The organism is Mycetohabitans endofungorum (assembly GCF_037477895.1).
In the GTDB taxonomy this organism is placed as follows: Bacteria; Pseudomonadota; Gammaproteobacteria; order Burkholderiales; family Burkholderiaceae; genus Mycetohabitans.
Window position 1 is genome coordinate 2,354,940 of sequence record NZ_CP132744.1, and the last position, 22,142, is coordinate 2,377,081.

Below are 22,142 nucleotides of genomic sequence, written 5' to 3' on the forward strand. Positions count from 1 at the left end.
TCGTCATCCCACAATTCGTTTGAAAAACGCGTAATGGTCGCCGATGTCATAGCATTCACCGGTATAACGCGGCACTCCCCTGCAGACGATTCTGCGTACTCCGCGATAGCGCGCGCGGCGTCTTCACCGTGTACTCATGCTAATAGTCACGGGACCGCACCGACAGGTGTCGCTCGAAATTACCGAACACCTCGCCATCCTTCGGATAAGGGAACGGGCCACCGGCCTAGATCGATTTGAACGTGAACTGCGCTTCACCGGGTAGACCGGTAATTAACACCTCGCCGAGCGCGGCGCCAAGGGGCGCGTCCAACGGCAGCGAGTATCGCGCCCACGCGGTGGAAACCAACCCAGGCACGCTGGTGGCGGACACGTTCACCGCAAGCACGCCGTAACGGAGCCACTTGCCGATCAGGTATCTCGTTTCGCGAAGAGGACGCGTATACGACCATTAAAAACATAAGGTTATCCCGAATCGCCTTAATAATCAATGGTGTTAGACGATTACAAGGTTAATTTTCATGACCGGCACACAGGGTTGGAGTCTAAACTTGCCAAAGTGTCTAAGAAGCAATCCAGGTTTGGATGGTCGCTGCGGTCATCGAAAATTCGCTTGCGTCCGGAACATCTCCTTCATACCATCCGAATACGGGAGCGCAAACGTTTGCGCCAACGCGTAACGGCGCGCTCCGGCCCTCGATGTCGCGGCCGGCAGGTCGAGTTGGAACGGTGGAGAGTTTTGGTGCTGCGCGCAAATGTCGCGCAGCATTGTCGAGCAGTCCGGCGGTTGCCCCCAGCCGCCGCTTGTGTGCCTCACTCGTGAGGCACGCTTTTTTGTGCATCCAGATTCGAGGCGTGCGCCTCATGCGGCACACACCGTGCCGTGGTGGCAGAGCTGTTGCCTGCCACCCGGGGGCTCATCGCCCGCCCGACTCCTTGGTACCCGCGGCCACATCGGCCACCAGCAGCGCAGTCATGTTCACGATGCGTCGCACGGTCGCGGACTCGGTCAGCACATGCACGGGCTTTGCCGCGCCCAGCAGAATCGGCCCGATCGCGATGTTGTTGCCCGCCGCGGTCTTGAGCAGGTTGTATGAAATATTGGCTGCATCGACGTTGGGCAGGACCAACAGGTTTGCGTCACCCTCGAGCGTCGCCTCCGGCAGCACGAACTTGCGCAGGTTCGCGTCGAGCGCGACATCGCCATGCATTTCACCGTCGATCTGCAGTTGCGGGGCGCGCTGCTGCAGCAACGCGAGCGTGTCGCGCATCTTCTTGGCGCTGGGCGCGTTACTCGAACCGAAATTGGAGTGGGACAGCAGGGCAATCTTCGGTTCGATGCCGAAACGACGCACCTCGTCCGCGGCCATCAACGTGATCTCGACCAGTTCCTCCGGTGTCGGGTCGACGTTCACATGCGTGTCGACTAGGAAGATCTGCCGGTTCGGCAACACCAGGCAGTTCATCGCCGCGTAAACCGAGCAGCCGGCGCGCTTGCCGATGACCTGGTCGATGAAGTGCAAGTGCCGGTGCGTGGTCGAAATCGTACCGCAGATCATCCCGTCGGCTTCGCCCTTGAGCACCAGCATTGAGCCGATCAGCGTGGTGCGCCGCCGCATTTCGACTTTCGCCAGCTGCTGCGTAATGCCTTTACGCGCCATCATCTTGAAGTACGTCTGCCAGAAATCGCGGTAGCGCTCGTCGTAGTCGGTATTGACGATCGTAAAATCCTGTCCTGCCACAAGGCGCAGCCCGTAGCGCGCGATGCGCTGCTCGATCACCGCCGGTCGTCCGATCAGGATGGGCTTGGCCAGTCGCTCGTCGACCACAATCTGTACCGCGCGCAGAATGCGCTCCTCCTCGCCCTCGGCGAACACGATGCGCTTCTTGTCCGCGTCAATGCTGCGCGCGATTTGGAAGACCGGCTTCATCGTCGTGCCGCTGTGATACACGAATTGCTGCAGATGCTGCCTGTAAGCGTCCATATCCTCGATCGGCCGCGTTGCGACGCCACAATCCATTGCAGCCTGCGCGACCGCCGGCGCGACTTTCACGATCAACCGCGGATCGAACGGTTTCGGAATCAGGTACTCGGGACCGAACGTCAAATCTTGGATCCCGTACGCCGTCGCCACGATGTCGCTTTGTTCCTGGCGCGCCAGTTCGGCGATTGCGTTGACCGCGGCGATTTCCATCTCCTTGGTGATCGTCGTCGCGCCGGCATCGAGCGCGCCGCGAAAAATGAACGGGAAACACAGGACGTTATTGACCTGGTTCGGATAATCGGTGCGGCCAGTCGCCAGGATTGCGTCGGGACGCACCTCGAGCGCGACCTCCGGCAGGATTTCGGGCGTCGGGTTGGCCAGCGCCAGGATCAGCGGCCGGGCCGCCATCTGTTTGACCATGTCCGGCTTGAGCACGCCGCCGGCGGACAAACCGAGGAACACGTCCGCGCCACCGATCACATCGGACAGCGTGCGCGCGTCGGTGACCTGCGCGAACAGCGCCTTGTCCGGATCCATCAGCTCCGTGCGGCCCTCGTAGACGACGCCGGCCAGGTCTGTGACAAATACGTTCTTGCGCTTCAGCCCCATGTCGAGCAGCAGGTTCAGGCATGCCAGTGCCGCGGCACCCGCGCCGCTGGCTACCACCTTCACCTCGCCGAGCGACTTGCCGACGACCTTCAGCCCGTTGGTCACCGCCGCGGCCACCACGATCGCCGTGCCATGCTGGTCGTCGTGGAATACTGGGATCTTCATCCGCTTGCGGCACTCACGCTCGACCGTGAAGCAATCCGGCGCCTTAATGTCCTCCAGGTTAATCCCCCCGAAGGTCGGCTCCAGCGCGGCGATCACCTCGATCAGCTTTTGCGGGTCCTTTTCATTTAGTTCGATGTCGAACACGTCGATGCCGGCAAACTTCTTAAACAGCACGGCCTTGCCTTCCATGACCGGCTTGGCCGCAAGCGGGCCGATATCGCCCAAGCCCAGCACGGCCGTGCCGTTCGACACCACGCCCACCAAATTGCTGCGTGCGGTGAAGCGCGCTGCGTTGAGCGGATTAGCCACGATTTCCTCGCACGCCGCCGCCACGCCTGGCGAATAGGCCAGCGCGAGATCGCGCTGATTAATCATTTGCTTGGTGGGCGCGATAGCGATCTTCCCGGGGGTCGGGAATTCGTGATAATCAAGCGCAGCTTCACGCAGCTTGCTATTGGTCGGTGTGGACATAATGGCTTGGCAGTGCGGATTAAAATGCATGTTTGAGCCGCATTGTAACGTCACTGGCGGACCCTGGACGGGTGCTGTCCGATTGCCCGATTGCCGCCGCAGTGACGGCACCGTGCAGCCGCGTCGTGCACGACGCGGCGTGCATCCCTGCCATGCAAGCTTCGTCCCGCATCATGCCGACATTCTTATCTGAATTCAGCCTTATTGATCGCTATTTCGCCCGGCACGAGCAACCACGCCGCGACGCCGTGCTGGGGATCGGCGACGATTGCGCGTTACTTGCCGGGCGGCCCGGGCACGAATTGGCGGTGTCCACCGACATGCTGATCGAAGGGCGCCACTTCTTCGCCGACGTCCCGCCGGCGACGCTGGGGCACAAGGCTCTGGCGGTCAACTTGTCGGACCTCGCCGCCATGGGCGCCGAACCGCGCGCGTTCACGCTGGCGCTGGCGCTGCCGGATGCTGGCGCGGCGCGCCAGGACTGGCTCGAGGCATTTGCGCACGGACTGTTCGCGCTAGCCGGTCGCCACGGCTGCGAGTTGGTCGGTGGCGACACCACCGCAGGGCCGCTGAACATCTGCATCACCGTGTTCGGCGACGTGCCCAGCGGCCAGGCACTGCGCCGCGACACCGCCCAGCCCGGCGACGACATTTGGGTGTCTGGCACGCTGGGCGACGCGCGACTGGCGCTGGGCGCGCTGCGCGGCGAATGGCCGCTCGCCGCGCACGCGCTGCCCACGTTACGTCATGCGCTGCAGATGCCCGAACCCCGGATCTCGCTCGGCATCGCGCTAAGGGGCATCGCGCACGCCGCGCTCGACCTGTCCGATGGGTTGGCCGGAGACTTGGCACACATTCTAAAGCGTTCTAATGTGGCCGCGCGCGTGGACGTCGACGCGCTGCCGCGCTCGGCCGCCCTGCGTGCGCAGCCCCTGTCGATCCAACGCCGTTGCACGATTGAGGGCGGCGACGACTACGAGCTGTGCTTCACCGCGCCGCCCAGCCAGCGCGACACGCTGCTCGCGCTCGCCGCACGCATCGGCGTGCCGCTTACACGGATAGGTACAATAGACGCCCTTGCCGATCCGCCCGCGGGTAACACCACCGCCATCGACTCGCACGCGGTGCATTGGTACGATGCGTCCGGCAGTCCGATCGGCACAACTTGGCGCAGTTTTGACCATTTCCATGCACAATGACTCTTCCCACTCCGATGCGCACCCGCCGCACGTCACGCCGGTGACCCTACTCGGCCCCGACGCCGCGCCGCGCTCGCGCGCCACCGTGCGATTCATGTTGTCCCATCCGCTGCACGTGTTGTCGTTCGGCTTTGGCAGCGGCCTGTCGCCGGTGATGCCCGGTACGGTCGGGACCCTGTTCGGTTGGGTGTCGTTCATCGCATTAAATCCGTACCTGAGCATCGTGCAATGGTGGATGCTGATTGTTGTCGGCTTTGTCGCCGGATGCGGCTTCACCGGCTTCACGGCACGACGCATGGGCGTGAAGGATCCGGGCGCGGCGGTTTGGGACGAGATCGTTGCGATCTGGCTGGTGCTGCTATTCGTCACGCCGGCGAACTTTGCCGGCCAACTCGGCGCGTTCCTGACATTCCGCTTTTTCGACATGGTCAAGCCGCCGCCGATCCGCTATTTCGACAAGCGGTTGTCAGGCGGCTTTGGCATCATGTTCGACGATATCGTCGCGGCATTCTTCACCTTGCTCGTCATCGCGCTGGTACGCTCGCTTTGACGCGTCACGACAGCATGCATGCGATGATGGCCGTGGTTTTCCCTTGCTAGCTAACAACAAGTTTAATTCGATGGCAACTGACACGGTAGTCCACCAACTTGCGATTCGCGTTAGCAACCGCTTACGCGACGAGCGCCTGATGCTCGTCACCGCGGAATCGTGCACCGGCGGCATGGTCGCGACGGCGATCACCGACATTCCGGGCAGCAGCGGCTGGTTCGAGCGGGGCTTCGTGACCTATTCGAACCTGGCCAAAACCGAGATGATTGGCGTGCCGGCCGACATGATCGAGCGCCACGGTGCGGTCAGCGAGCCTGTGGCGCGTGCGATGGCCGAAGGCGCATTGCGCAACAGCCGCGCGCAACTCGCGCTGTCGATTACCGGCGTGGCCGGCCCGGACGGCGGCAGCGAGACCAAGCCGGTGGGCACCGTCGTGTTTGCGTGGACAAACCGATTGCATACGGTTAGCGAGATCCAGCTATTGCGCGGGGATCGCGGCCAGATTCGCAAGCAGGCGGCGGCGCACGCGTTGCGCGGGCTACTCAAGCTATTGGACGAAAAAGAACACTGAGCGAGCCGTCGCCGGCAAGCGCGTCCCGTCGGCCCGTTAGCGATGAGCGTTGATCGCGTCGCGCGTGGCGCGCGCAGCATCGGCCGCAGCCGATGTGAAGTCCTCGCCGCTGCGCGCGTACAGAATCGCGCGCGACGAGTTGATCATCATGCCAGTGCCGTCGGTCGTGCGACCGGCATTGACCGTCGCCCCAATGTCGCCGCCTTGCGCGCCGATTCCCGGGATCAGCAGCGGCATCGTACCGACGAGCTGGCGCACCGCATCAATCTCCTTCGGGAACGTCGCGCCCACCACCAGCCCGAGCTGTCCGCTGGTATTCCATTGCTCAGCGGCAAGCGCTGCCACGTGCTGGTACAGAGGCCGCCCCCCAATGTTGAGGAATTGCAAGTCCGAGCCGCCCTGATTCGACGTGCGACACAGCACGATCACGCCCTTGTCCCGATACTCGAGATACGGCTCGATCGAGTCGAACCCCAGATAAGGGTTGACCGTCACCGCGTCTGCGCGATATCGCTCGAACGCTTCGCGCGCGTACTGCTCCGCGGTGCTGCCGATGTCGCCGCGTTTGGCATCCAGCACTACCGGCAGCCCTGGGTGCCGCGCGTGGATGTGCGCGATCAACGCCTCGAGTTGCTCTTCCGCGCGGTGTGCGGCGAAATAGGCGATCTGCGGCTTAAATGCGCTCGCATAGGGCGCGGTGGCGTCGACGATCTCGCGGCAGAACGTGAAGATGGCATCGGCGCGCCCAGCCAGATGCGGCGGAAAGCGCGATGGCTCGGGGTCAAGCCCGACGCACAGCAACGATTGCGTGCGCTGCCAGGCACGCTCCAGGGTAGCAATGAAGGACATGGTCGAATCTGCAAGAAGCACCGCGAACGACGCGGCGGGCGGACCCGTATTCTACTTGCTTATACGGACGGCCCAGCGCGCTCACGCCCAGCCTCCATCGACAATGAACTGCTGCGCGGTGAACAGAATGCACGAGGCCATCCGCGCGCGCGCCTACAGCGACGCGCGCAGCGCCGCGAGCACCGGAGCCGGGTCGGGACGCACGCCACGCCAAACAAAGAACGATTCCGCGGCCTGCCGCACGAGCATTCCGAGGCCATCGACAGTGCGCGCGCCCAGGCGTGCTGCATGCTGCATGAACACCGTGGGCCCGGCTGCATACATCATATCGTACGCAAGTGTACGTGGGCCGACGCACGCCGCTGCGAATACCGGTACGGCCCCATCGAGGCTGCCAGCGGTCGCGTTAATCACGATATCGTAGACGCCGTGCTCCACGCCCGGCGCGCCGCCTTCCAATGTGCAGCCCACCGCCCGGGCAGACGCTGCAAAGCGCTCGATCAGCTCGGCCGTGCGCACCGCAGTCCGGTTAACGATCGTCAGCGCGTGGGGCCGGCGCTCCAGTAAAGGCAGGATCACGCCGCGCGCCGCGCCGCCCGCGCCGAGCAACAGCACACGCGCGCCGCTGAGCGCGACACACGGCTGCGCTTCGACGTCGGTGACCAGTCCGACGCCATCGGTGTTGTCGCCCAAGATCTCGATGCGACCACCGTCCACGCGGTCAAAGCGCAACGTATTAACCGCCCCGGCCGCCTCTGCCCGCGCGGAACGTCGTGTCGCCAACGCATAGGCCTGCAGCTTGAACGGCACCGTGACGTTCAACCCGCGCCCGCCGGCCGACATGAAAGCGTCCACGGCCTGCGCGAAGCTGTCCACCGGTGCAAGAATCCGGTCGTATTCGACCGGCTCGCCCGTCTGCTGGGCAAAGTTCGCATGGATAACCGGCGACTTGCTATGCGCGACTGGGTTGCCGATCACCGCGTAGCGGTCCGGACCCTGGTCACCCGGCGCAGGCGCTGGCGGCGCGTTCATTGCGCCACCTCACCATCATTGCGCGTGTGTGTCACGTCGCCGCGAACGGCCGCGCCCGCGTCCGGCTGTGCATTATCCGGTTGCGCCAGCGTATCGGCCGCGTCGCCTAACGCCTGGACGTCATCACCCACCGCGGCTTCCATGTCCGTTCCGCTGTCCGTGTCCAGCGCCGTATCCGCGTCCTCATTCGTCTCGTCGCCGCCCGTCACGCGCGCCACGTCCAGCACCTCTATGAGCCGGCACGACGCCTCCACGCGCAGCTCGTCAATCGCCATCACCTCGAGCAGCACACGCGTGCCGCGCGCCTGCACGCCCAACCCCGGCACGTGCAACAGCAGCGGGACTTCCTCGAGTCGCACGACGTCGTCCTTGACGATCGTGGCCACCACCCGATCGCGCTGTTCTTGCTTCAGCCAACGCAGACACCAGAAATGTTCCATGCGCCGCTGATGGTCAGCATACGCGGTATAGGTTTCGTCAAAGTGCTGCACAATGGCGTATAGGTCTGCGTCCTTCGGCTTGAACGGCGCGGCCAGCTTCGCGGTGACACCATGTCGGACACACGCCAGCAGCTGCCACTGATTCACCAAGTCAACATACCGGCGCAGCGGCGAGGTACTCCACGCATACTGCGTCACGCCAAGCCCTTCGTGCGGCGCCGGCGTGGTCTGCATCCGCGTGCGATTTGGGCCGAACGCGCGCTGCGCACGATAAATGCCCGGCACGCCATGCTCATGCAAAAACGCGCCCCAGCGGCTGTTAGCTAGGATCGCCAGTTCCGCGACGATCAGGTCCAACGGCGAACCGCGACGGCGCGGCGTGATGCTGACATGCTCGCCGTCAACGTAGAAATTGTAGTCAACGTTGCGCGGCACCTCGCGCCTGAGACCGTAGCCAATGCGCGCCTGCTGACGTCGCTCGTACAGTGTCTTGGCAAAGGGCCACAGCACCGCAATTTCGTCTTTGTGCGGGTAGTCACCGGTGCCGGCCTCGAGCGTCTGCTCGGTGATGATCTCGTCCAACACGTTGTGCCGCAGGTTGCTGAGCACATGCACGCGCTCGGCCACCGTCTCGGTCATCACGATGTCCTGTGTGGCGGTGTCGATGATCAGGTACAGCGACAACGCCGGCCGCAATCCGCCTTCCTTCAAGGTGAACGTGTCAACGAAATCGTCCGGCAACATCGTGATCTTGTCGCCCGGCATGTAGACGGTCGACAGGCGCGCGCGCGCGATCGCGTCCACGGCGTCGCCGCGCTCGATGCCCAGCGCGGGCGCCGCGATGTGAATACCAATCCTGGCGCGCCCGTCCGACAGGCGCTGAACCGAGAAGGCGTCATCGATCTCGGTGGTGGTCACATCGTCGACAGAAAACGCCTGCACGCCGATCGCCTCACCCAGGTCCTCCGGCAACGGACCCGCGTTCAACGCGGGGAAACCGGTACCGTGCGGAAAGTACTCGGACAGGAACCGCGCTTCGTGCAACGCGCGTGCCGACGGGATGCCGCCGACATCCAGCATCAGTTGCGCGGCCGACTTGCCCAATGCGAGTGCGGCCGCTTCCAGCGCCTTGTATTCAATCGAATTCTTGTCCGCCCGCGTGAGCAAGCCGAGCACCTTGCCATCGAACGCGGCAGGCAGCCTACCGGCCTTAAGTTCGTCCTCGTACTGCTGCTGCACGATCGCCTGTTGGCGCCGCCGCTCCAGCGCTGCGAGCGCCATTTTCAATTGCTCTTCGGGCGCGCGCTGGTACTGTCCCCGTCCCTTGCGTCGGAAGTAGACCGGCGAGCCGTGCATGCAAAGTACCAGCGCGCTCTTTTGTACGGGATCCGGCGTACCACCGAAATAGTCATTGGCCAGGTCGGTGAAGCGAAACTCGTCCGGCGGAGAGATTTCCCACAGGAAATCCAGGTCGATTTCCTTCGCCGCCGCATCGGCCTGCTGAATCAGCTCGGCGGCGCTCGGGCTGTCGAACTCGATTAGCACGTCCTTGCTGCGAACCTTGGCGCGACGCCCACCCGGCAACTCGACCTGGAACGCGTCACCTTGCCGATTCAATACCGTGCCAGCCTTAAAACTGCCGGATTCCTCAAAAAAAACGTTCACTCGGTACTCTCGAAACGTGAAGGCCGCACGCGGCGGCCGAGGGCAGCGCCGCGTGCGCCGCCCGGGGGTCCAGTCCTACGCCGCGGCGGGTCCGCGGCCGGTGTCGATGCCGCAAAACGCGAGCACGTCATCCAAGTACGTCGCAAAATCGCTGATCGCATGGTCGCCGCCATTGATCAGCGTGGTGCGCACACCGGCGTAGTGCGCAAGCATCTCCCGGTAGTCGAGGACTTCGTCGCCGGTCGCGGCAATCAGATGATACCGCTCGGGCCGCGTGATCGCGGCGACCTGCAGCGCACCCAACTCGTCGAGATGATGCGGCTCGACAACGATCGAGCCGCCGCCGTGCCACAACGGCTGCTCACCGAGATACGCGGACAAGTCGCGCTGCGGCACCACCGCCGGGTTGAGCAGCATCGCCGGCCAGCCATGTTTTTCGGCCAGATAGGTGGCAAAAAAACCGCCCAGCGAGCTGCCAATCAGCGTGACCGGCGCGTCGCGATCCGCCGCACGCGCCTGTTGAGTCTGTTGGACAAGTCGCTCAGCCAGCGTGATCGTCTCGCGCGGCGACACCGGCAATTGCGGGCACAGCCAGTCGCCGGCTCGACCGAGCCGCGCCAGCCGCTCGGCCAGCAAGCGTGCTTTGAACGAGCGGGGCGAAGAGCGAAATCCGTGCAGATAGAGAATCATGCCGCCCCTCGGTTCGCCAGCGCGTCAAGCAGCTTCTGGTGCACGCCGCCGAAACCGCCGTTGCTCATCACGAGCACATGATCGCCGGCACGCGCAACCGAGGCAACGGCCCGCACCAGTGCGTCGAGGTCATCGAAGGCGTGCGCCTTGTCTCCCAGCGGCGCAAGCGCCGCCCCGAGATCCCAGCCCAGCGCGTCCTTGCCCGAGGGCGCACCATAACCGAACACCAGATCGGCGCCTGCCAGACTTGCCGAAAGCTGCAACTTCATCGTGCCGAGTTTCATTGTGTTCGAGCGCGGCTCGAGCACCGCAAGAATCCGGGCGTGCGGCACATCGCCGATGCGGGTACGCAAGCCGGCAATGGTCGTGCCAATCGCGCTCGGATGGTGCGCGAAGTCATCGTAGACGGTAACACCATCGACGCTGCCGCGCACTTCCATGCGGCGCTTCACGTTGCGAAAACCGCCAAGCGACGTCGCCGCCTGTGCAGCCGGCACACCGACGCTGTGCGCGGCCGCGATCGCAGCCAACGCATTCATCCGGTTGTGCTCGCCTTGCAGCGGCCAGTCGACCACGCCCACCCGTTGCGCACGCCAATACACCGCGAAACGCTCGTCTGCCGGACCCACCTCATCGGCCGGCAGCGCCTGCCACCCACCCTCGACGCCGAAGCGCTCGACCTCGCTCCAGCAACCGTGGGCCAGCACGCGCTGCAATGCGTCATCGGCGCCGTTCACGACGATCCGCCCGGTCCTTGGAATGGTGCGCATTAGGTGGTGAAACTGCGTCTCGATCGCCGCCAGGTTGTCGAAGATATCGGCATGATCGAATTCGAGATTGTTCAATATGGCCGTGCGGGGCCGGTAATGGACAAACTTGGACCGCTTGTCGAAGAATGCGGTGTCGTACTCGTCTGCCTCGATCACGAAAAAGCTCGAATCGCTTAAACGGGCGGAGATGCCAAAGTTCAACGGCACGCCGCCGATCAAGAAACCGGGATTCATCCCCGCGTCCTCAAGCAACCACGCGAGCATCGACGCTGTACTGGTCTTGCCGTGCGTACCGGCGACGGCCAGCACCCATTTGCCGGCCAGCACGTGCTCCCCCAACCACTGCGGGCCCGACACGTAGGGCAAGCCGCGATCCAAAATCGCCTCCATCAGCGGATTGCCGCGCATCACCACATTGCCGACGATGAACAGGTCCGGCTGCAACGCCAGTTGTTCTTCGCCATAGCCCTGGATCAACTCGATGCCCTGGCTTTGCAACTGGGTGCTCATCGGCGGGTACACACCGCTGTCGCAGCCCGTGACCTTGTGACCTGCGGCACGCGCCAGTACGGCCAGGCCGCCCATGAACGTGCCGCAAATCCCGAGAATATGAATGTGCATAGCGTTGAGTCCGTCCACCGAGCCGGCGCGGCCCGCGCCACATCGTCGAACTGCGTCCGGAACTGGCGTGGAGTAAAGTGCGATATTGTAACCGAGGGGCCACACGCGACGCGGCCCCCCCGCGGCCGCAATGCGCGGCGCGGGTGCGAACTGCGGGTATCATGACTGCTATGGCTTCGAGACTGCACCTGGAGCGGGACCGCGTGCGCGATGAAATCGCGATGGTAGCCGCGCGCCTGATCGCCGAAGATGGGCTCGACTATGCCAGCGCCAAGCGCAAGGCAGCCCGGCAGATCATCGGCCAGACGCGTGTTGCTGGCGAATGGTTGCCGGATAATGACCAGATCGAGGAAGAAATACAGGAATATCTGGCGTTGTTCCATGGCGATACGCAACCTGGCATCCTGCGGCGGCTGCGTGAAACCGCGCTGAACTGGATGGCGCAGCTCGCACAGTTCGACCCCTACTTGACCGGCGCAGTGCTCAACGGCACGGCCAGTGTCCATTCGGACATCCATCTGCAAGTGTTTTGCGACAATCCGAAAGAGGTGGCGATCCACCTGCTGAACGCCGGCGTACAGTACGACGTATCCGAGACGCGTCATTTCGCTGGCCGGAGAGCGGTCGAGACATTGAGCTTCATCGCCCACGACGGCGACGGCAACGCGGTCGGCATCCATGTCGCGCTGTACGACACGGATGATTTGCGTGGCGCAGTCCGCGCCGACGCGCGCGGACGGCAGACGCGTGCGAACGCGGCGTCGGTCCGGGCGCTGCTCGATGCAGGTTAAATGGCAGCGACAGATGCGCACGCCCGTACTGCACCGCAGCTCGGAACCGACACAGGCTGCAGCACTTCGCCCTTGTTTTAATGGAAATGCGATGAATGCGACGTTATATTCTAGCTTCCTGCTTGCTTCTCCTGCGTCAGCGCCAACACGCCGCACCCGTGCCGCGCGGCTCGCAGCGGCCTGCTTACTGTGCGCGCCGCTGCCTGCCTGCGCAGCGCAGCCAGCGGGCGCCGCACAGTCGGCATACGCCGTCGCGCCGCCCTACACGGCACACGACGATGCGGTACGCGCGCTGTTTGCTAGTTCACTGCCCGATCCGGCAGGCCAGCCTCAGCCTTTGGCCCAGTATCGCGGCAAAGTCACCGTGGTGAACTTCTGGGCGTCGTGGTGTGCGCCATGCGTGAAGGAAATGCCGGCGCTGTCTAGGTTACAACGCCGCTACGCGGACAAAGGGGTACGTTTCGTCGGCATTGGCGTCGATTCGGCACGGAATGTATCGCAATTCCTATCCAAGGTGACGATCGGCTATCCGGTCTATGTAGCCGGCTTTGGCGGCGCAAACTTGGCTCGTCAGTTCGGCAACCAGGCCGGCGGATTGCCGTTCACTGTGGTCATCGACAAATCGGGGCATGTTCGCTACTTGAAGCTGGGTGAAATCGACGCGGCGCGGCTGAGCATGGAACTGGACGCGCTATGACATAGGCGGAACAGTCGGTGTCATGCGGCACGCCAGCGCGGCACTCGCGTACCAGTCACCGACAGCGCGTGTCGATCACAAATTACATGGTAATTTATTGATAAATTGTAGACGTTTGCCGCTGTTGTCCGCTTTTTGTCGCTCGATCGGCTACAGTTACAGTTTCCATGCTTTGACGAGCGCCCGTTCTTTTCACGGTAAACGCGCCGAAAACTGGACACTTTTTTTGAATCAGCGGTAAAGTGCGCGCAACTTCGCAGAAAACGAACTCCCATGAGTCTTCGCATCCTGGTCGTCAACGGCCCCAACCTGAATCTGCTCGGCACGCGCGAGCCGCAGACGTACGGCAGTACGACGCTCGCCCAGATCGAGCAAGCGCTGGCGGAGAAAGCCGCCGCCGCGGGGGCGGCGCTCAGTTGCTTCCAGAGCAATCACGAGGGCGAAATCATCGAGCGCCTGCACCAGGCGCGCGACGAGCAGATCGGCTTTGTGCTGATCAACCCCGCCGCCTTCACGCACACCAGCGTTGCGATTCGCGACGCAATCGCGGCAACCGGGATCCCGTTTGTCGAGATCCATTTGTCGAATGTGCATCGACGCGAAGCTTTCCGCCATGCGTCGTATTTCTCCGACTTGGCGGAGGGCGTGATCTGCGGGCTCGGCTGGCGAGGCTACCTTTACGCGCTGGACTTTGCGCTGGAGCGCCTGGGCCGGTCGCATTGACGTCTTTTTTCTGGCAACACCACACTTTCGCTATCCCGGGCCTGGCCCGGACGCCACATCAATTTGGGGACCTCCGATGGATCTACGCAAACTTAAAACCCTGATCGACCTGGTATCCGAATCCGGCATTTCGGAACTCGAAGTCACCGAAGGCGAAGGCAAGGTGCGGATCGTCAAGAACGCGGCGCCCGTCTATCTGCCGTCCCAGGCACAATATGCCCCGGCGCCGCAGGTCACCGGTGCGTCCGGCGCGCCGGCTGCCCCGTCGGCTGAGTCCAGCGCACCCGCGACTCCCGCCGCCGCCACGCCGCAAGGCCATGTGGTCACCTCGCCGATGGTCGGCACATTCTACCGCGCGCCATCGCCGGGGGCCGATCCGTTCGTGCAAGTCGGCGATTCGGTCAAGGAGGGTCAGACGATCTGCATTATTGAAGCGATGAAGCTACTCAACGAGATCGAAGCCGACAAGACGGGCATAGTCAAGGAAATCCTCGTTGAAAACGGCCAGGCCGTCGAATATGGCCAACCACTGTTCGTCATCGGCTAACGGGTCGCATCGCCTATGTTTGAGAAAATACTCATTGCCAACCGCGGCGAGATCGCACTGCGCATCCAGCGCGCGTGCCGCGAGCTTGGCGTCAAGACGGTTGTCATCTATTCGGAAGCCGACAAGGAAGCGAAGTACGTGCGCCTTGCCGACGAAGCAGTCTGCATCGGACCGGCGCCATCGAACCTGAGCTACCTGAACATGCCGGCGCTCATCAGCGCGGCGGAAGTCACCGACGCCGAAGCGATCCATCCGGGCTACGGCTTCCTGTCCGAGAACGCCGACTTTGCGGAGCGGGTCGAGCAGTCCGGCTTCACGTTCATCGGCCCGCGCCCGGAGACCATCCGGCTGATGGGCGACAAGGTTAGCGCCAAGCAGACGATGATCAAGACAGGCGTGCCGTGCGTGCCGGGCTCGGACGGCGCGTTGCCGGACGATCCGAAGGAGATCGTCAAGATCGCGCGCTCGATCGGCTATCCGGTGATCATCAAGGCGGCCGGCGGCGGCGGCGGGCGCGGTATGCGGGTCGTGCATACGGAAGCGGCACTCGTCAACGCGGTCAACATGACACGCGAAGAAGCCGGTCGCGCGTTCGGCAACCCGCAGGTCTACATGGAAAAGTTCCTGGAGAATCCGCGACACATCGAGATCCAGGTGCTGGCGGACTCGTTCAAGAGCGCGGTCTGGCTCGGCGAGCGCGACTGCTCGATGCAGCGGCGCCACCAAAAAGTGATCGAAGAGGCGCCGGCGCCTCACATCGCGCGCCGGTTGCTCGACCGGATCGGCGACCGCTGCGCCGAAGCGTGCAAGAAAATGGGCTACCTGGGTGCCGGCACGTTCGAGTTCCTGTACGAGAACGGCGAATTCTACTTCATCGAAATGAACACCCGGGTCCAAGTTGAGCACCCGGTGACCGAGCTGATCACGGGCGTGGATATCGTCCAGGAGCAGATCCGCATCGCAGCAGGCGAGAAACTGTCGGTGCGGCAACGCGACATCGCATTTCGCGGTCACGCAATCGAATGCCGGATCAACGCGGAAGATCCATTCAAGTTCACGCCATCGCCGGGGCGGATCACATCATGGCATGCGCCTGGCGGCCCGGGCATCCGCGTCGACTCACACGCGTACAATGGCTACTTCGTGCCGCCCAACTACGATTCGATGATCGGCAAGCTGATCGCATACGGTGCGACCCGCGAACAGGCGATCAACCGGATGCGTATTGCGTTGTCCGAGATGGTGGTCGAGGGTATCCAGACGAATATCCCGTTGCACCGGGAATTGATGCTGGACGCCAAGTTCGTCGAGGGCGGCACCAGCATCCATTACCTCGAAGATAAGTTGGCTGCCAAGCAGCAGGCCGCCCCTAAGGAAGCGTAACGGGCATGAGCTATCGCGAAGTCGTCGTCGAAGTTGATCGCGAGCGCGCCGAGCCGTTATCAGACGCGTTGCTCGAGCTTGGCGCGTTGTCGGTCTGCGTCGAGGACGCCGACGCAGACACGCCGCACGAACAAGCGCTGTTCGGTGAACCCGGCCTCGTGCCGGAGCGCGCCGCGTGGACGCACTCGCGGGTGATTGCCATGCTTGCCGCGGAACAGGACCCCACCGTGTTGCTGGCGGCCGCCGCGAATGAGGTCGGCCTATCCACACCGCTGGCCTTCACTGCGCGCGACGTCCAGGAGCAGGACTGGGTGCGACTTACGCAATCCCAATTCGAGCCAATCCATATCGGCCAGCGGATCTGGGTCGTGCCATCATGGCATGAGGCACCGCAGCACGACGCCGTGGTACTGGAACTCGACCCGGGGCTCGCCTTTGGCACCGGCAGCCATCCGACCACACGCCTGTGCATGGAATGGATCGAGCAGCACGTGCGTGCCGGCGATTCGCTGCTCGACTATGGATGTGGCTCTGGCATCCTGGCGATACTCGCGCGCAAGTGCGGTGCCACGCCGGTCGTCGGCATCGACATCGACCCGCAGGCGATCGACTCGGCCCAGCACAACAGCGAGCGCAATCACGTCGACGTCACGTATGGGCTGCCCCACGAGTGCCCCGCAAACGAGTTCGATGTGGTCGTCGCCAACATCCTGTCCAATCCGCTGAAGCTCATGGCTTCGATGCTGGCCTCCAGGGTAAAGCCGGGCGGAAGACTTGCGCTATCCGGGGTGCTGGCGCGCCAAGCAGACGAAGTCGCGGCGGCCTATGCGCGCCATATCGAGCTTGCCGTTTGGCGTGAACAGGACGGATGGGTATGCCTGGCCGGGCAGCGACGAGATAATTAATCAGAACACCGGTACCTCAACCGATTGACCGGCGCGCGGTGCGCCGGTTCAGGGTAACCCGTTAACATGACGCTCACCACCCGCTGTCCCCGCTGCGGTACCGTCTACCAGCTCGTCGCCGATCAATTGAAACTGCACCACGGCTTGGTGCGCTGTGGTCATTGTCAGGAGATCTTCGACGGTGCGGCCCGGCAAGTCGAACCCTTGTTGCTGACCAACGTCGCCGTGCAACCCGACGACGGGTCCGACGCGCGGGACACCGGGCCATCACCCGACCGGGCCGCATGCAAGCTGATCGATAACGGCCCCTTGGAGCCCGCTTTCCACCCGCACGGCGTCAGTGCGCCGTTCTCCGTGACGCGGGAAATACCCGTGCCGAGCCATCGCGGTACGCTGCGTCGGGTGGGCTGGCTCGTCTCGCTCACGCTGACTGTGTTGCTCATCGTGCAGATTGCTTGGTGGCAACGGGAAAAAATCGTAACCGCGTGGCCGCGCACCGAAGCAGTCTACACGCTCGCGTGTGCACAGTTGGGCTGTATCGTGCCACCGCCGCGCGACATTGATGGACTGGCGATCGAACAAACCTCGCTGCGGCAAACTGGCACCGCACACCAACTCGAGTTGCACTTCAGCTTGCACAACCGCGACGCGGTCGCGCTCGCCTATCCCGACCTGGAAGTGACGTTGTTGAGCAGCAACAGTGATATCGTCGTGAGGCGCGTGCTACGGCCCAGCGAGTACCTGCCGTCGGTCGCGTCCGAACACCGCGGCGTGCCCGCACGCACCGTGCAGCCCATCGCCGTGCGGCTCGATGTCGGCAGCGTCGATACGGCAGACTACCGAGCGCAGATTTTCTACCCGTGACGCGCGGCATGCGCGCCACCCTATCGTTGACCCGGCGGTAAGCACTCGGCTCGAGCGCCCACCGCCACCATCGCAGGAGCAAACCATGAGCCAAGTCACTCTCGGGGGTAACCCGATCGAAGTCGCCGGTACGCTGCCGGCCGTCGGCCAGAAGGCGGCGCCATTTTCACTGGTCGGCAAAGGCCTCGCGGAGGTGAAACTCCATGACTTCGCTGGCAAGCGCAAGGTCCTGAACATTGTGCCGAGCCTGGATACGCCCACCTGCGCAACATCGACGCGCAAGTTCAACGAAGCGGCAAGCAAGCTGGAGAACACCGTCGTAATCGTGATTTCGGCTGACTTACCGTTTGCAGCGACGCGGTTCTGCACGACCGAAGGCATCGAGAACGTGATCACGGCGTCCACGTTCCGTAACCGAGCGTTCGCCAGCCAATACGGGGTGGACATCAAGACCGGCCCACTGGCCGGCTTGACCGCGCGCGCCGTTGTCGTGCTTGATGGGAACGACAACGTGCTGCACGTGGAACGGGTGTCGGAAATTAAAAACGAACCGAATTACGACGCGGCCCTTGCTGCATTGAAATAAACTCTCCCTGCCTGCCGCCACCCGGCGCAGGTGACCGGCTCGATACCGGCCGTGCGGCCACGAGTGTATTGTGCCCGGCGGCTGGTGCAAGCACGCACCTGCCTGTCGGCGATACGCGCGGAGGGCGATCCGGCACTTAACCTATCATAAGGAATCACCACTGTGGCCACACTGATCTGCGGCTCGCTCGCGTACGACAACATCATGACGTTCGAAGGGTACTTTCGCGAGCACATCCTGCCCGACCAAGTCCATATCCTGAACGTCAGCTTCCTCGTCCCGTCCATGCGCCGTGAATTTGGCGGCTGCGCGGGGAATATCGCATACGGCCTGAAGTTACTGGGTGGCGAGCCACTGATCATGGCGACGCTCGGCGAAATCGACGCTCAGCGCTATCTGGAGCGACTCGACTCGCTGGGCATACGCCGTGATTGCGTGCGCGTGCTGCCGGATACGCACACGGCACAGGCCATGATCACGACCGATCAGGAAAACAACCAGATCACCGCGTTTCATCCCGGCGCCATGCTAATGAGTCACCTGAACCGCATCAGCGACGCGCAGGATGTCACGCTCGGCATCGTCGCGCCGGACGGTGCACAAGGCATGTGCGAGCATGCGGAGCAATTCGCGCAAGCGAACATCCCGTTCATGTTTGATCCGGGCCAAGGGCTGCCGATCCTCGATGGCGCCCAGCTGCGCCGGATGATTGAACTTGCGACCTACGTGGCAGTCAATGACTACGAAGCGAAACTCTTGAGCGACAAGACCGGGTGGTCCGTATCGGACATCACGAGTCGCGTCGACGCGCTGATCATCACGCTCGGTGCGCAGGGTGCGACGATTCATCACCGCAACGGCGTCGAAGCCATTCCGGTCGTGCCGGCAGAGCGGGTCGTCGAGCCTACCGGTTGTGGCGACGCGTTCCGCAGTGGCCTGCTCTACGGCATCGAAAAGGGCCTGGACTGGGCCACCACCGGACGCCTCGCGAGCCTGATGGGCTCGATCAAGATCGAGCATCAAGGACCACAGACCTACGCATTGAATCGAATCGAAATCGGCGCCCGTTTTGAAGCCGCATTTGGCTATCGCTTGTTTTGAGCTATGGGAGAATAACGATGATGATCAACAGACACATTACGCTCGTCGTGATGCTGTCTGCCAGCCTCTCGCTGGCAGCGTGCTTTACGCCCGCTGGCTCGGCCGATGTCTACACCGTATCGCAAGCGCAACGCGAACAGACAGTGCGCATGGGAACCGTGGAAAGTGTGCGGGCAGTCCACATCGCTTCGGATAACGAAGGTAGCGCCGCACTTGGGACGCTCGGCGGGGGGGCGCTTGGCGCGGTGGCAGGCAGTTCGATCGGGGGCGGCCGCGGCTCGCTCCTGACCGGCATCGTCGGCGGCATTGCGGGCGCAGTGGCAGGCAATACCGTTGCTCAACGGGCCGGCACCTCCAACGGCCTGGAGATCACGGTGCGGCTCGATAACGGCGACCTGCGCTCGATCACGCAGGCAGCCACCGGCGAGCTATTCCGTGCCGGCGATCGCGTCCGGTTGCTGTCTGCGGGCGGCATCACGCGCGTGACGCATTGAAAAAACATCCCGCACTGGGCGCACGCCCGGTGCGGGATGTCATGTCGCTCGACGACTCGTGGGGCGCCGGCGTGTCGCAACGCACCGGCCCTAGTCGATGTGTCGATTACGGACGGCCGCCAGTCGGGAATGGCCATGCCGCAGCCGGGTTCAATGCGGTCTTTACCGCGTTCGCCTGCACAGCCGGCGTCGGCGTCGCAGGGGCGGCAGGGGCAGCGGCAGCCTTCTTCGCCGCCGCCTTCTTCGCCGCCGGCTTCTTGGCCGCAGCCTTCTTCGCCGGCGTCTTCTTGGCAGCCGTCGCCTTCTTCGCCGGGGCCGCCTTCTTCGCAGCGACCTTTCTCACCGCAACTTTCTTCGCCGGCGCCGCCTTCTTCGTGGCGACCTTCTTCGCCGCGACCTTCTTCACGGCGACCTTCTTCACGGCGACCTTCTTCACGGCGACTTTCTTCGCGGCGACCTTCTTGGCCGGTGCCGCTTTCTTCGCTACCGCCGCTTTCTTCGCCGGTGCGGCCTTCTTCGCTGGTGCGGCCTTCTTCGCGGCGACCTTCTTCACAGCAACCTTCTTGGCGGCAACTTTCTTGGCCGGCGCCGCCTTCTTCGCCGGGGCCGCTTTCTTGGCCGATGCTGCCTTCTTCGCCGCGACCTTCTTCGCAGCGGGTTTTGCTGCTGCTTTCTTTGCAGCCGGTTTTTTCTTCGCAGTAACCATCTTTTTCTCCTTCAGGTTTAGATGAGAGTTACAAACACCCTTCGTCAAAACCCGCTTCCCGCCAACGCGTTTTTTCAACGCGGCGGCTGCGAAGCGGATTATTCATCGGCGTACGCACCTACATCCTGCTTACGCTAATGAATGCGGCAAGGCGCACGAGACCGACCTAGCGGCTGCGTGCGCCAAAACACGACCGGCATCGCTGCCGGTGAATGATTTGAAGCAGTCCGACACGCGACACCGCGGCCGGAGGCTTTTCCGGGGGTAGTTTGCCCATCCCACTGAAGGGTTCGCACAGTGCCGTTCGTCGTCAGTCGGCTATCCAGGCGGTCAGGCACACATTGCATCAGGCGGCGCTTCTCCTAAACCCGTGCGACACACGCGGCGGCGTCATCGCCGCCATCGCGTGCTGCACACCCCTGCCTATTCACTGGTACGCGTTATTCCCAACTCAGCGCACCACCGGTTTGATATTCAATCACTCGCGTCTCGAAGAAGTTGCGCTCCTTCTTCAAGTCGATCATCTCGCTCATCCACGGAAACGGATTTTCCTCATTCGGGAACAACGGCTCCAGGCCGATCTGCTGGCAGCGCCGATTGCAGATGAAACGCAGATAACTTTTGAACATGCCGGCATTTAAGCCCAGCACGCCGCGCGGCATCGTGTCCTCTGCATACCGGTACTCGAGTTCGACCGCATGCTTGAATAAACCGCGAATCTCTTCACGAAATGCCGGCGTCCACAAATGCGGATTCTCAAGCTTGATCTGGTTGATCAGGTCGATGCCGAAGTTGCAGTGCATCGACTCGTCGCGCAGGATGTACTGGTATTGCTCGGCGGCACCGGTCATCTTGTTCTGCCGACCCAACGCCAGTATTTGCGTGAACCCGACGTAGAAGAACAGCCCCTCCATCACGCACGCGAAGACGATTAACGACTTCAGCAACTTCTGGTCCGCCTCGAGCGTGCCGGTCTTGAACGATGGATCGGTCAACGTATGAATGAACGGGATCAGAAATTCGTCCTTCGCACGGATCGATGACACCTCATGGTACGCATTGAAGATCTCACCCTCGTCCAGGCCGAGCGACTCGACGATGTACTGGTACGCGTGCGTATGAATCGCTTCCTCGAATGCTTGGCGCAGCAGGAACTGACGGCATTCGGGCGCGGTGATGTGGCGATACGTGCCAAGCACGATATTGTTCGCCGCCAACGAATCGGCCGTGACGAAGAAACCCAGGTTGCGCTTGACGATGCGGCGCTCGTCGTCAGTCAGCCCGTTTGGATCCTTCCAGAGCGCGATGTCGCGGGACATGTTGATTTCCTGCGGCATCCAGTGGTTCGCACAGCCGGCGAGGTACTTCTCCCACGCCCACTTGTACTTGAACGGCACGAGCTGATTGACGTCGGTCTTGCCGTTGATGATCCGCTTGTCGGCCACGTTCACGCGGGCCTCGGGTGCAGGTGCGGGCGACGCGTTCGGTTGCTGGCCCGGCGCGACAGCAACATCACGCGTGAAGATATCCTGTGCCAACGGAGCGGACGTACCCGCAGCTTGCGCTGCGTACCCGGCGGACGATGCCGCGGCTCCAGTCGCCGTCGTTTCTCGCACCGTTGGTTGCGCAACGCTCGGGGGAGTTACGGCAGTAATCTCGTCATCCCAATTGAGCATAAATGTCACCATCAATTTAGATCGGTTTGTACCATCTTTTCACCAGCGATAA

The 22,142-nt window shown here is 62.9% G+C and carries 21 protein-coding genes and 1 pseudogene; 13 read left to right on the top strand and 9 right to left on the bottom strand.

What is annotated here, in order from left to right:
• Nucleotides 1–3 precede the first annotated feature (3 nt).
• Both RA167_RS10295 and RA167_RS10300 read right to left on the bottom strand, forming a co-directional pair.
• Nucleotides 4–415 (bottom strand): annotated as a pseudogene (locus tag RA167_RS10295) (ribonuclease domain-containing protein).
• A 502-nt stretch (nt 416–917) separates the two neighbouring features.
• Nucleotides 918–3,230, bottom strand: a complete 2,313-nt coding sequence (locus RA167_RS10300; protein ID WP_076785467.1) for an NADP-dependent malic enzyme — start codon at nt 3,228–3,230, stop codon at nt 918–920.
• Between the two features lie 173 nt (nt 3,231–3,403).
• Between RA167_RS10300 and thiL the strand changes: the two genes are divergently transcribed.
• The 3 genes from thiL (at nt 3,404) to RA167_RS10315 (ending at nt 5,550) form a co-directional block, all read left to right on the top strand.
• Nucleotides 3,404–4,429 (top strand): thiamine-phosphate kinase, encoded by a 1,026-nt coding sequence (thiL, locus tag RA167_RS10305; protein WP_076787434.1) that lies wholly within the window; start codon nt 3,404–3,406, stop codon nt 4,427–4,429.
• Nucleotides 4,419–4,979 (top strand): phosphatidylglycerophosphatase A family protein, encoded by a 561-nt coding sequence (locus tag RA167_RS10310; protein WP_237574210.1) that lies wholly within the window; start codon nt 4,419–4,421, stop codon nt 4,977–4,979. Before thiL ends, RA167_RS10310 begins: the two co-directional genes overlap by 11 nt.
• A gap of 70 nt (nt 4,980–5,049) precedes the next feature.
• The gene (locus RA167_RS10315; protein WP_076785468.1) at nt 5,050–5,550 is read left to right on the top strand and encodes a CinA family protein; all 501 of its coding nucleotides are present in this window, start codon (nt 5,050–5,052) and stop codon (nt 5,548–5,550) included.
• 36 nt (nt 5,551–5,586) lie between these two features.
• Here RA167_RS10315 and pyrF read toward each other — a convergent pair whose 3' ends face one another.
• From pyrF to mpl, 5 genes are all read right to left on the bottom strand, one after another.
• Nucleotides 5,587–6,399, bottom strand: a complete 813-nt coding sequence (pyrF, locus tag RA167_RS10320) for an orotidine-5'-phosphate decarboxylase (RefSeq protein WP_076785469.1) — start codon at nt 6,397–6,399, stop codon at nt 5,587–5,589.
• Nucleotides 6,400–6,552: 153 nt separating this feature from the next.
• A complete protein-coding gene (aroE, locus tag RA167_RS10325; protein WP_076785470.1) occupies nt 6,553–7,431 on the bottom strand; it encodes a shikimate dehydrogenase in 879 nt (292 codons plus the stop codon).
• Complete coding sequence (locus RA167_RS10330; RefSeq protein WP_076785471.1) at nt 7,428–9,536, bottom strand: ribonuclease catalytic domain-containing protein; 2,109 nt, start codon at nt 9,534–9,536, stop codon at nt 7,428–7,430. Before RA167_RS10330 ends, aroE begins: the two co-directional genes overlap by 4 nt.
• Nucleotides 9,537–9,611: 75 nt before the next feature.
• The gene (locus tag RA167_RS10335) at nt 9,612–10,226 is read right to left on the bottom strand and encodes a YqiA/YcfP family alpha/beta fold hydrolase (protein ID WP_076785472.1); all 615 of its coding nucleotides are present in this window, start codon (nt 10,224–10,226) and stop codon (nt 9,612–9,614) included.
• Nucleotides 10,223–11,617 (bottom strand): UDP-N-acetylmuramate:L-alanyl-gamma-D-glutamyl-meso-diaminopimelate ligase, encoded by a 1,395-nt coding sequence (gene mpl / locus RA167_RS10340; RefSeq protein WP_076785473.1) that lies wholly within the window; start codon nt 11,615–11,617, stop codon nt 10,223–10,225. Before mpl ends, RA167_RS10335 begins: the two co-directional genes overlap by 4 nt.
• A gap of 170 nt (nt 11,618–11,787) precedes the next feature.
• On the opposite strand from mpl, the gene RA167_RS10345 reads away from it, so the two are divergent.
• The 10 genes from RA167_RS10345 to RA167_RS10390 all read left to right on the top strand — a co-directional run bounded on the left by RA167_RS10345 (nt 11,788) and on the right by RA167_RS10390 (nt 19,708).
• Nucleotides 11,788–12,408, top strand: coding sequence for a UDP-N-acetylmuramate--alanine ligase (locus RA167_RS10345; RefSeq protein WP_076787438.1), 621 nt, complete (start codon nt 11,788–11,790; stop codon nt 12,406–12,408).
• Between the two features lie 91 nt (nt 12,409–12,499).
• On the top strand, nt 12,500–13,105 hold the full coding sequence (locus tag RA167_RS10350; RefSeq protein ID WP_076785474.1) for a TlpA family protein disulfide reductase: 606 nt from the start codon (nt 12,500–12,502) through the stop codon (nt 13,103–13,105).
• A gap of 273 nt (nt 13,106–13,378) precedes the next feature.
• Nucleotides 13,379–13,828, top strand: a complete 450-nt coding sequence (aroQ, locus tag RA167_RS10355) for a type II 3-dehydroquinate dehydratase (protein ID WP_076785475.1) — start codon at nt 13,379–13,381, stop codon at nt 13,826–13,828.
• 76 nt (nt 13,829–13,904) lie between these two features.
• Nucleotides 13,905–14,375 (top strand): acetyl-CoA carboxylase biotin carboxyl carrier protein, encoded by a 471-nt coding sequence (gene accB / locus RA167_RS10360; RefSeq protein ID WP_076785476.1) that lies wholly within the window; start codon nt 13,905–13,907, stop codon nt 14,373–14,375.
• Nucleotides 14,376–14,390: 15 nt separating this feature from the next.
• Nucleotides 14,391–15,758 carry an acetyl-CoA carboxylase biotin carboxylase subunit gene (accC, locus tag RA167_RS10365; protein ID WP_076785477.1) on the top strand — a complete coding sequence of 456 codons (1,368 nt, stop codon included), beginning with the start codon at nt 14,391–14,393 and terminating at the stop codon, nt 15,756–15,758.
• A gap of 5 nt (nt 15,759–15,763) precedes the next feature.
• Entirely contained in the window at nt 15,764–16,663 is a 900-nt protein-coding gene (prmA, locus tag RA167_RS10370) for a 50S ribosomal protein L11 methyltransferase (RefSeq protein ID WP_076785478.1), read from the top strand.
• A gap of 66 nt (nt 16,664–16,729) precedes the next feature.
• The gene (locus RA167_RS10375; RefSeq protein ID WP_076785479.1) at nt 16,730–17,527 is read left to right on the top strand and encodes a zinc-ribbon and DUF3426 domain-containing protein; all 798 of its coding nucleotides are present in this window, start codon (nt 16,730–16,732) and stop codon (nt 17,525–17,527) included.
• Nucleotides 17,528–17,612: 85 nt separating this feature from the next.
• The gene (tpx, locus tag RA167_RS10380; protein ID WP_076785480.1) at nt 17,613–18,113 is read left to right on the top strand and encodes a thiol peroxidase; all 501 of its coding nucleotides are present in this window, start codon (nt 17,613–17,615) and stop codon (nt 18,111–18,113) included.
• A 162-nt stretch (nt 18,114–18,275) separates the two neighbouring features.
• On the top strand, nt 18,276–19,214 hold the full coding sequence (locus tag RA167_RS10385) for a carbohydrate kinase family protein (protein ID WP_076785481.1): 939 nt from the start codon (nt 18,276–18,278) through the stop codon (nt 19,212–19,214).
• A 17-nt stretch (nt 19,215–19,231) separates the two neighbouring features.
• Nucleotides 19,232–19,708: a glycine zipper 2TM domain-containing protein gene (locus RA167_RS10390; protein ID WP_076785482.1), complete on the top strand. Its 477-nt coding sequence runs from the start codon at nt 19,232–19,234 to the stop codon at nt 19,706–19,708.
• A 106-nt stretch (nt 19,709–19,814) separates the two neighbouring features.
• Here RA167_RS10390 and RA167_RS10395 read toward each other — a convergent pair whose 3' ends face one another.
• Both RA167_RS10395 and RA167_RS10400 read right to left on the bottom strand, forming a co-directional pair.
• Nucleotides 19,815–20,414, bottom strand: coding sequence for a histone H1-like DNA-binding protein (locus tag RA167_RS10395; RefSeq protein ID WP_076785483.1), 600 nt, complete (start codon nt 20,412–20,414; stop codon nt 19,815–19,817).
• Nucleotides 20,415–20,854: 440 nt separating this feature from the next.
• Nucleotides 20,855–22,102: a ribonucleotide-diphosphate reductase subunit beta gene (locus RA167_RS10400; protein ID WP_422393163.1), complete on the bottom strand. Its 1,248-nt coding sequence runs from the start codon at nt 22,100–22,102 to the stop codon at nt 20,855–20,857.
• Nucleotides 22,103–22,142 lie beyond the last annotated feature (40 nt).